Genomic DNA, 10,553 nt, shown 5'->3' on the forward strand with positions numbered 1-10,553 from the left:
AATTGCCAGTCAGTAATAGAATTTAACGATTGTTGGTAGTGATTCTACGTACTAAAACTTATGGTTATGATTGTCTAGTTTCTGTCTTTCTTATTTATATTCAAACAGATTGCTAACTTAGCGATGTCTTGGTTTTCGATCTGTTCATAATTTATGCTACTTTTAAGCAGCGTTTTCTCTCGTTATTTGACGCTTCAATAACGTTTCATTCTCAAAACTTCAATTTACTAAATTTATTGCCAATCTTGTGCTTTATAAGGAATGCTATATGTGTGCTGTGCCCGTCATTATCCCGGCTATTGATTTAAAAGATGGTAAGTGTGTACGTTTAAAACAAGGCCGTATGGAAGATGATACGGTGTTCTCTGATGACCCAGTTGCTATGGCAGCACGTTGGGTAAATGAAGGCGCTCGTCGCTTGCATTTGGTCGATTTGAATGGTGCTTTTGATGGCGTCCCAGTACATAGACAAGTGGTCAATGATATCACCAAAGCCTACCCGAACCTGCCTATTCAATTGGGTGGCGGTGTACGCAACATGAACACCATTGAGCAGTATATTACCGCAGGTTTGACGTATATCATTATCGGTACAAAAGCCGTTGAAGATCCTAATTTTGTCGCGGAAGCTTGCCGCGAATTTGCCGGTCATATCATCGTCGGCATAGATGCCAAAGACGGCATGGTCGCTACTCATGGCTGGGCAAACGTGACAGATACCAAAGCGACCGAGCTTGCTAAGCGCTTTGCAGACGTCGGCGTGTCATCAATCGTTTATACTGATATCGCTCGTGATGGCATGATGCAAGGCGTTAACGTTGAACAAACTGTTAATTTGGCGCGTGAAGGCGGACTACCTGTGATTGCATCAGGTGGCGTTACCGATATGAAAGATATCGAGCTGTTAAAGCCGTATGGTGATTGTATCGAAGGTATCATCACTGGCCGCGCTATCTATGAAGGCACGCTGAACTTGAGCGAAGCACAGCTTTATTTAGATAGCTAAAAACCGCCAAAGTTAGTCAGCTAAAAACAGGCAACTAATTATCAGCAATCAGCTAAGCGAGAAAAATCCGTAAAAAATAAAGGATGCTTATGGCCACTTACATTGACCGTTCAATAATACGCAGTTCTATAAAAGCGTGGGGTCAAATGCTGTTGCTACTAAGCATCCTTTTTTCGTTTTCAGCGCATGCTGCCAGTGAAGAAATTTCTGGTATCGCAGCAGCGCTAGGCGTAGAGACGACTGAAGGTGTAGAAACGACAGAGGAAATCGTATCTAACGATAATTCCGCCACATCAGAAAATGAGACATTAACAGGTGACACTACAGAACCTGCCAGCTCATTGCCAACGCCTGCTCCACCGCCAGTAATCAGTGGCGAAAGCACTAATAATGCTCAAATTGAAACCACACCCACACCGCAAAAAGACAACGATATTCGTCAACGTATCAGCGGTATTTTCTCTGAAATCGAAGGCTTACAAGCCGTCAACGTTAGTGTCACCCAAGGGGTTGTTACCCTAACGGGAGAAACAGCCAACGAAAAAAAAGCACAGCAAGCGATTAACTTAACCAACCGACTAACAGATGTCGTCACTGTAGAAGACAGAATTAACCGCACGCTAGATGTTCAAGAGAATGTCTCAACGGTCTATCAAGGTCTAAAAGCGCAGGTGACCAATCTAGTGAAGGCGCTACCACTACTATTAGTTGGCATCGTTATATTTGCCTTGGTAGCATGGTTTGGCAGTTGGTTATCTAATCGCAAAAAGATGTGGCAACGTCTAACACCCAATCCATTCGTCGCTGAGCTGCTGTCACAAACGGTCAAAGTCATCTTTATTATCTTTGGTCTGATTCTAGGGCTAAGTCTGATAGGGGCAGAGACTATTTTAGGTACATTGCTTGGTGGGGCAGGTGTCATTGGTATTGCGGTTGGTTTCGCAGTCAAAGATACCATTGAGAATTATATCGCTTCATTAATGCTGAGCATTCGCCAACCTTTTCGTGCCCGTGATCATATCGTGATTAATGGACAAGAGGGCATCGTGGTTCGTTTGACTTCACGTGCGACAATACTGATGACACTGGATGGTAATCAGCTGCGCATTCCTAATGCTGAAGTCTTTAAAGGTACCATTCTAAATTACACCAAAAACCCTGAGCGTCGATTTACTTTTGAATTGGGCGTTGATGCCAATGATGATCCATTAGCAGCAATTAAAGTCGGGTTAGATGCGATACATACACTAGCATTTGTTTTGGATGAGCCCAAGGCAATTGCCGTCATTACCAATGTGGGCGATTCTAATATTGTTTTGGAATTTCAGGTTTGGGTAGACCAATCAGAGACTGACTTTGCCAAAGCACGCAGTATCGCCATCAGAGAGACCAAGCATGCACTAGAAGATAAAGGCTTTAGCTTACCTGAGCCTATCTATCGTCTGCGCTTTAACAACAAGTTAGAAAAAGCCTTTGAGCACATGCAAAGTAGTGTCAGCAATGCTAATAATATTCAATCTGATATGACGATTACTCCGACTATCCCTAAGCCTGCTGAAACAAATCAGGTCAACGAAAGTCATATAGATGACCAAGATAAAAAACAAGCCAAGGCTCGAGCCAAGACCATTTTACAAGGTCGCAGTGCGAATGAAGTTCTCGATGCCCGTCCTGACGACAAGCTGATGGAAAAGGTCGAGCAAGAGATTGCTCAAAGCTCAGATGAGACGGATTTATTGAATAATAATAGTCCTCAAGAATAGATGTTAGATGTTAAATAAGGTTTAGGCATAAAAAGTGCAACAGAATCTATATTTGATGGTTATTCAAATACGGGGCTTTTTATGGAAATGAAACACGTTATTATCTTTGCAGTAATTGGTATTGTGGTATTACTCGGCTTTAACATTATCAATGGCAATAGTCGCGAAAAAAATAGAGAGATCGCAGCCAGTAGCGTAGCGGCTGAACAGCCTGATTCTACAGTAGCTACCTCTGATACAGATATTACTAACCAGCCACTTAGTCAACAGCCGAAAGCGATCGTAGATAGTGCGACCAGCAAAATTGACCAAGCGCAGCAAGCCGAGCAAGACCGTGTAGAGCAATTGGTCGATGCGCAATAGGCACAATAAATAGCTATATCGTTGATGATTGAAAAGTACACAGCATAAAAAAGGCTAACGATTACGTTAGCCTTTTTGATTGTATTACAACATCAGTATCCAAGTATCAGTCTAAGCTTAGCTTTTTTTGGCAGCGCCTCTGCGGTTGCTGCTTCTTTTCGCTGGGGTTTTCTTAGGCTGCTCTTTCTTCGATTGACCTTTTTTGCTTTGGTTCATTGCACTAGATTGCAATTTAGCCTTCAAATCAAAATCAATTTGTAGCAGATCCATGTTGACACCTGCAACCTTCACTTTAACCGAATCGCCCAGCCCAAATAGTGTGCCTTTATCTTTACCGATAAGCTGCTGCTGCTGCTCATCGTAGACAAAGAAGTCATCGCCAACGTTTGAGATATGAACCAAACCATCGATATATAAGTCAGTCAACGTGACGAATAGACCAAAGCTAGTAACCGTAGTCACAACGCCTTCGAACTCTTCCCCAACATGATCGGTCATATAGTGACACTTGAGCCAAGATTCTACATAACGTGATGCTTTTTCTGCACGGCGTTCTGTATCTGATGTTTGTGTACCAGCACCTTCAAGAGAAAAGTCCATAACAGGCTGTGGGCTATTAGTGACTTTCGCTTTAATCGCGCGATGCAGCATCAAATCTGGATAACGGCGAATCGGCGAGGTAAAGTGGCTATATTCGTCATATGCTAAGCCAAAGTGACCAATATTGTCAGGTGCATAGTTTGCTTGCATCATTGAACGCAGCAGCATGCTATGAATACTGATGGCATCTGGTCTATCTTTAGTCGCTTCGATAATGCGTTGATAGTCCGCTTGAGTTGGATTTTCTTCTGGGAATGGTAAGCCAAAGTTTTTCGCATATTCATGAATACGCATCGACTTCTCATTATCAGGCTTATCATGGTTACGATATAAAACTGGTAACTCATGCTTAAGCGCGAAGTTTGCAGCACAAGTATTGGCAAGGAGCATACACTCTTCGATTAGCTTCTGAGAGTCGCCACGAGTGCGCGGTAAAATCGCTTCGATTCCGCCTTTCTCGTTGAACTTGATATACGTTTCAACCGTTTCAAATTCCATTGCATGACGTTCTTCACGCTTTTTAAGCAGTAGCTCATACAACTGATGTAACGTATCAACAGACTTTTTAACGTCTTTATTACCTGTCAGTGATTTAGGTAATCTCTTATCATTCGGATTCACAAGATAATCATTTACTTGATTATAAGTTAGACGTGCTTGTGAGTGCATCACTGACGGATAGAACTCATATCCAGTCACTTTACCGGCGCGCGATATCTTGATATCAGCAACCATACATAAGCGATCTAGATTAGGGTTCAATGAGCATAGACCGTTAGATAACACTTCAGGCAGCATCGGAATCACGCGATGCGGGAAGTATACCGAAGTACCACGCTCATAGGCATCTTGGTCAAGTGGTGAATTCGGTGTCACATAATAGCTGACATCCGCAATCGCAACCACGACCCGGTAATTACCACCAGAACGCTTTTCAGCAAATACAGCATCATCAAAGTCACGAGCATCTTCGCCATCGATAGTGACAAGCGGTAGATGACGTATATCTGTACGGCCTTTTATGTCTTTCTCAGTTGGCTCTTGGTAGTCATCAGCTTGCTTAAGCGCAGCTTCACTAAAATCTGATGGAATATCATAGTTGAGCAGGGTAGTCTCAATAATCAATTCACGATCATTGTCATCAGACAGCACTTCAGTGATTTTGCCAGTGGCAAATTCATGCTGGTTTGGCCAGTCAATGATATCGACTTTAACAGGAGCGCCTTGCTTAATATTTAGCGCCTGAACATTGTCATCAGTAACCGTAATCGGTTGATGATTGTTCGGGCTACCAAGCTCAACACAATAGCCGTCTTCATCACGAGCAAGTGTACCGATAAAGTTGTTTTGGCGACGTTCGACAACATCGACGATACGCCCTTCGGTACGTCCACGATTGTCTGTCGAAGTGCCGACGGCTGCTACCGTGTCGCCATTGAATACCCAGCGCATTTGTTTTTCATGTAAAAACAAATCTGGCATATCACTTAGCACCACAAAACCAAAACCTTTTGGATGGGCAGACACTGTACCTGAGACGATATCTTGCTTGGTTACCGTACGATAGCGATAAGGACGACCATCACGATTCACTTGGCCGTCACGCGCCATTGCTTTTAGGCGATTGCCCAAAGCATCAAACTGATCAGGGTCATCAATGTTAAAGGCTTTTGCCAATTGTTGATGCGTAACTTCCCCATGCTCATTAATCGTGCTGAGTATCAGCTCACGACTAGGAATCGGGTTGTCATATTTTTTTGCCTCACTTGAGGCGTTTGGATCATTCCAACTCATAAATTACCGTATCTATTTTTAAAATTATTAATAGTGGCTATCTTAACACGAACGACGTTGCAATATCTTGCGTCAATTGTCTTATGTGTATTCGGTAGCAGGAAGCGGTCAGTTTTCTGACGACCGCTATAGGGATAAATCAAATATCGATATCGACACTGCTAGATTGGTTAGTGATTTTTTTACTATCCAACTCTTTTGAGACTTCTAATACCGTAGTCTGATTTGATTTATCCAAGTATTTTTGTGCTTTATCTACTTCAGTGGTCAGTGTATTGACCGTTTGCTTCATATTCTCTAGCGCTTCAATTTTATAATTGCTAATCATATCCATAGTGTCATAGACATTATTGAAGGCATTTTGCAGTTTATCAAGCTCAATGCTACTGCTAGTCGCCTGCTCGTGAATCTCACCTGACTGACGCTTGAGCATCGCTGAAGTTGATTCAATCAAACTACTGGTGGTTTTATTCAATGCAGTGATTTGATCTAATACCAATTTTTGATTGGTCATTGCTTGAGCGACGACAACAGCCGTGCGTAATGCAGACACGGTAGTTGTGGTTGCACGATCGACACCTTTAATCAGCTCTAAGTTATTACGGCGAATAGTATCAAGCGCCAAATAGCCTTGTACATTCACTGCTAACTGAGTTAAAAAGTCAGTGTTTTTTTGACGGACATAAAACAACATCTCTTCTTTAATAATGCGAGCTTTTTCAGGATCGGTTGCTTCTATCGCATAGACCTTCTGCTCAAGTTGCTCATCAATCTTTTTGCCAACGTAGACATACTGACGAATAGACTGCATCAGCTCCCACATATTGACTTTTTCTTGCTCAATCATCGCATTATCTTTGAGCAATTCATCTTTACCATTATAGAGACTAGTCACAACGGCATTAATATGTGATTGTGCTGACTCATACTGACGGAAATAATCTTGCACTTTATTACCGAACGGAATGAGACCGAACAGCTTGCGTGAGCTGGTCAGCTCTTTTTTGCTCGGATCTAAGTCTTCTACAATCCCGCGTAGTTCCGTCAATGATTTGGCGATAGGAGAGTTGTCGAATAAACTGTCATTAAGACTTTTTGCAGGCAAATCTAACATTCGATTAGAGACTTGCGCAGATTCACGAATCTCTTTGGTACCTAGATTATGAATAGACTGTACGTTCTGTCGAAACTCATCGCTATGCACAGAGTTGGTAATCACATGATCGACAAAAGCATCAACCTTGGCATCGAGCTCAGGAATTTGGCTTTCATCCAATTTGACCATCTGATCTGCTTCACTTTTCTGTATTTCTTTGACAGGTTCAGGTGCTGTTAGAGAAATACTGGGAGTTGTAGCGTTTTCTGGTGGTGTCAATTCTTGCATGAAATATCCTCTGATATCGGAGAAGGGAAGTGTTTTTTGTCAACGACTCTGACAGTCGTGGTATACATTGTTTTTATTTATACACTTAGCTTTTATATACTTATAAGTTATCTGTAGCTCATACTAATTTCTATCACATGATCATTAGTTACTGCTAAGTACTGACTAGTAAATATCACTAGACCTTTAGATTACCGTGTAATCAGAAAGTTGAGAAGGTAGATTTTGTAAAATAGCGTCAGTCAATGATGCTAGGCTATTTATGTTCAATATAGCTATGTTTATTACAGCAGTTTTTGAGTCCAAATAATAAAAAACCATCAATATCCCGCAGCATATTGATGGTTAGAGTTATAAATAGCTATATAGACTAACAGCCACCACTCAAAGCAATCCAATAAACAGATTACTTTTTCTTAGTGGGTCCAAGCAGCATACCCATTTGACGACCTTCCATCTTAGGGTACTGTTCGACGTTTGAGATATCAGCAGTATCTTCAATGATACGATCAAGTTGTTTGCGACCGATATCTTGGTGCGCCATTTCACGTCCGCGGAAACGGATGCTAATTTTAACTTTGTCTTGATCTTCCAAGAAGCTCACGATTTTTCTCAGTTTAACCTGATAATCGGCCTCTTCGGTACTAGGACGTAGCTTCATCTCTTTAAGCTGAGTCTGCTTTTGGTTTTTCTTAGCTTCTTTAGCCTTTTGCTTTTGATCATAGAGGAAGTGCTTATAATCCATGATCTTACATACTGGCGGCTTAGCTTCAGGAACTAATTCAACCAAATCTAGATTTTCATCACGTGCCGCTTTCATCGCGGTTGCGATATCAACCACGCCCATTTGCTCGCCATCTTCTTTAACGAGACGGACTTCTTTGACATTGATATCTTCGTTGATGTTCAAACGGTTGGACTGTTTAATAGGTATTACTCCTCATCTGTTTTTGGGGTCTGTCGGCCTTTTTTACTGACAGCGGTCTGTACTAATGTAATAAATTCAGAAACACTCATCACGCCAAGGTTCTCACCTTCACGAGTTCGGACGTTGACACTGCCCGATTCGACTTCTTTATCCCCTAATACTAGCATATAGGGAATACGTTCTAATGTTTTCTCTCGTATCTTAAATCCAATCTTTTCGTTACGCAAGTCGCTAATAGCGCGCAAACCTGCATTTTTAAGCTCGCTAACTACGTTTTCGCATGCATCAGCCTGTTTATCGGTGATATTCATGACCACAACTTGCTGCGGTGCTAGCCATACTGGCATCCAACCTGCGTAGTTTTCGATCAAAATACCGATGAAACGTTCAAATGAACCTAAAATTGCACGGTGCAACATAATAGGTACTTCACGATCGTTTTGCTCATTGACGAACTCTGCATCTAGTCGTTCAGGCATGTTCGGATCAACCTGAATGGTACCGCACTGCCAAATACGTCCTAAAGAATCCTTTAGACTAAACTCAATCTTTGGACCATAGAATGCACCTTCGCCAGGTAAGTAATCCCAGTCTAGCCCTGAGCTGTCAAGCGCATCTGCTAGCGCTTTTTCTGCAAAGTCCCAAGACTCATCACTACCAACACGTTTTTCAGGGCGGGTAGAGAGCTTCATGATAATGTTATCAAAGCCAAAATCTTCATAGACGGCAAGCGTTAGCTTAATAAAATCAGCAACTTCTTGTTGAATCTGTGCCTGCGTACAGAAGATATGCGCGTCATCTTGAGTAAAGCCACGCACACGCATCAAACCATGCAATGAACCTGATGGCTCATTACGATGACAAGAGCCAAACTCAGCCATACGCAGTGGTAAGTCACGGTAAGACTTTAGACCTTGGTTAAAGACTTGCACGTGACAAGGGCAGTTCATCGGTTTTACTGCATAATCACGGTTTTCACTAGAAGTCGTGAACATATTGGTTGCGTAGTTGCCCCAATGTCCTGAGCGCTCCCACAAACTGCGATCAACGATTTGAGGTGTTTTAATCTCTTCGTAGCCGTTATCATATTGTACTTTGCGCATATATTGCTCAAGTACTTGATAAATCGTCCAACCATTAGCATGCCAGAACACCATACCTGGCGCTTGCTCTTGCATATGAAATAGGTTCAGCGCTTTACCAATTTTGCGATGGTCACGTTTTTCTGCTTCTTCAATACGCTGGATATAAGCTTTCAACTGTTTCTTATCAGCCCACGCAGTACCATAGATACGCTGCAACTGCTCGTTTTTGGCATCACCGCGCCAATAAGCACCTGACATTTTGGTCAGTTTAAATACTTTCAAAAAGCGCGTGTTTGGCACATGCGGACCACGGCACATATCGACGTATTCTTGGTGATGATACAAGCCAAACGCTTCTTCACCTGGCATATCATTAATAAGTTTTAACTTATAGTCTTCGTTACGTGATTCAAATATCTCAATCGCTTCGGCACGTGGCGTCATTTTTTTAATAACGTCATAATCTTGCTTGATCAGCTCCATCATGCGTTTTTCAATCGCTTCCATATGCTCAGGCGTAAATGGCGTTTCACTAAAGATATCGTAATAAAAACCATCATCAATGACAGGACCAATGACCATCTTCACATCAGGGTATAGCTGCTTAACAGCATGACCTAATAGGTGAGCGCATGAGTGACGAATAATATCGACACCGTCGTCGTCTTTTGGCGTTACGATTTCAACATTGGCATCAGCGACGATAGGATCATGTGCATCTACCAGATGACCATTTACACGTCCAGCAACTGTCGCTTTAGCGAGTCCTGTCCCAATACTTTGCGCCACTTCCATGACTGTTGTATGACCTTCAAAGTCTTTTACACTACCATCGGGTAAAGTAATCGCTACCATAATCTATTCGCCTATTATTGGGTCCGTTGGCAGTGATGATTGCAACCATCAATCATATAACCGTGAGACCACATCAATTATATCTAATCATTGTGATATGTTGTGAGAGAGACGCATTACCTAGAGTCTTAATATGACTATATATGCTAGAAATAATGTATGGCTCGAAGCCAGTCAATCAATAGCATTGCAGCAAAATGCATTTCGCTATAGAAGTAATATAACAGCCAACATATATAAGTAATGCAGCAAAATACCTATTATAGCAAAAACCGTCTCTCAACACTAGATATCAAGGGATTGCGTGGCGACTAATATGAGAGCCATATCTTATGATAAAGGTAGTATCAAATACTGCACTATATAGGACAGTATATTGAAAGCGTCATATAAGCCTGAATAACTTAGCTTATATATAGTGCTGATTATATGAATATCAACATTGAAAAATATGAGAGACAATTTACTTAGAAGAGATATGTAAGAATATCAGGACGAATAAGCCCAGTTGTGAATATTAGATAAAGCTTGTCTTTGATGAAAATTGGTGGATTAAAACATATTGCACACTAGTATTTAAAAAATAAAGAATATCAATTTTATAACCCATTGAAAGAAATACAGATTTATTCATCTACTAAAATAAGATTAAAAACATTAATAAAACGGGTTGACACAAAAGTTAAACCGTCTATAATACGCACCTCATCAAGACGAGCTGGAAGTAGCTAGTGTGTAATTACACATTAATAACCCAGTTAACTTGTTGAAACAA

The 10,553-nt window shown here is 41.5% G+C and carries 7 protein-coding genes; 3 read left to right on the forward strand and 4 right to left on the reverse strand.

Going from position 1 to position 10,553, the window contains the following annotated elements; all coding sequences use genetic code 11:
• The first annotated feature begins 268 nt into the window (after positions 1-268).
• The 3 genes from hisA to JMX63_RS09985 all read left to right on the forward strand — a co-directional run bounded on the left by hisA (position 269) and on the right by JMX63_RS09985 (position 3,132).
• Complete coding sequence (gene hisA / locus JMX63_RS09975) at positions 269-1,006, forward strand: 1-(5-phosphoribosyl)-5-[(5-phosphoribosylamino)methylideneamino]imidazole-4-carboxamide isomerase (protein ID WP_134292659.1); 738 nt, start codon at positions 269-271, stop codon at positions 1,004-1,006.
• Between the two features lie 89 nt (positions 1,007-1,095).
• Positions 1,096-2,769, forward strand: coding sequence for a mechanosensitive ion channel family protein (locus JMX63_RS09980; protein ID WP_201572218.1), 1,674 nt, complete (start codon positions 1,096-1,098; stop codon positions 2,767-2,769).
• 81 nt (positions 2,770-2,850) lie between these two features.
• Positions 2,851-3,132 (forward strand): hypothetical protein, encoded by a 282-nt coding sequence (locus JMX63_RS09985; protein WP_201572219.1) that lies wholly within the window; start codon positions 2,851-2,853, stop codon positions 3,130-3,132.
• Positions 3,133-3,249: 117 nt separating this feature from the next.
• Here JMX63_RS09985 and rnr read toward each other — a convergent pair whose 3' ends face one another.
• The 4 genes from rnr to thrS all read right to left on the reverse strand — a co-directional run bounded on the left by rnr (position 3,250) and on the right by thrS (position 9,778).
• Complete coding sequence (gene rnr, locus JMX63_RS09990) at positions 3,250-5,526, reverse strand: ribonuclease R (RefSeq protein WP_201572220.1); 2,277 nt, start codon at positions 5,524-5,526, stop codon at positions 3,250-3,252.
• A 139-nt stretch (positions 5,527-5,665) separates the two neighbouring features.
• Positions 5,666-6,910 (reverse strand): toxic anion resistance protein, encoded by a 1,245-nt coding sequence (locus tag JMX63_RS09995; RefSeq protein WP_201572221.1) that lies wholly within the window; start codon positions 6,908-6,910, stop codon positions 5,666-5,668.
• 406 nt (positions 6,911-7,316) lie between these two features.
• The gene (infC, locus tag JMX63_RS10000; protein WP_057762155.1) at positions 7,317-7,820 is read right to left on the reverse strand and encodes a translation initiation factor IF-3; all 504 of its coding nucleotides are present in this window, start codon (positions 7,818-7,820) and stop codon (positions 7,317-7,319) included.
• Positions 7,821-7,843: 23 nt separating this feature from the next.
• Positions 7,844-9,778 carry a threonine--tRNA ligase gene (thrS, locus tag JMX63_RS10005; RefSeq protein WP_102091060.1) on the reverse strand — a complete coding sequence of 645 codons (1,935 nt, stop codon included), beginning with the start codon at positions 9,776-9,778 and terminating at the stop codon, positions 7,844-7,846.
• Positions 9,779-10,553: the final 775 nt, after the last annotated feature.

Source organism: Psychrobacter nivimaris, from assembly GCF_904846365.1.
Lineage (GTDB): Bacteria > Pseudomonadota > Gammaproteobacteria > Pseudomonadales > Moraxellaceae > Psychrobacter > Psychrobacter nivimaris_B.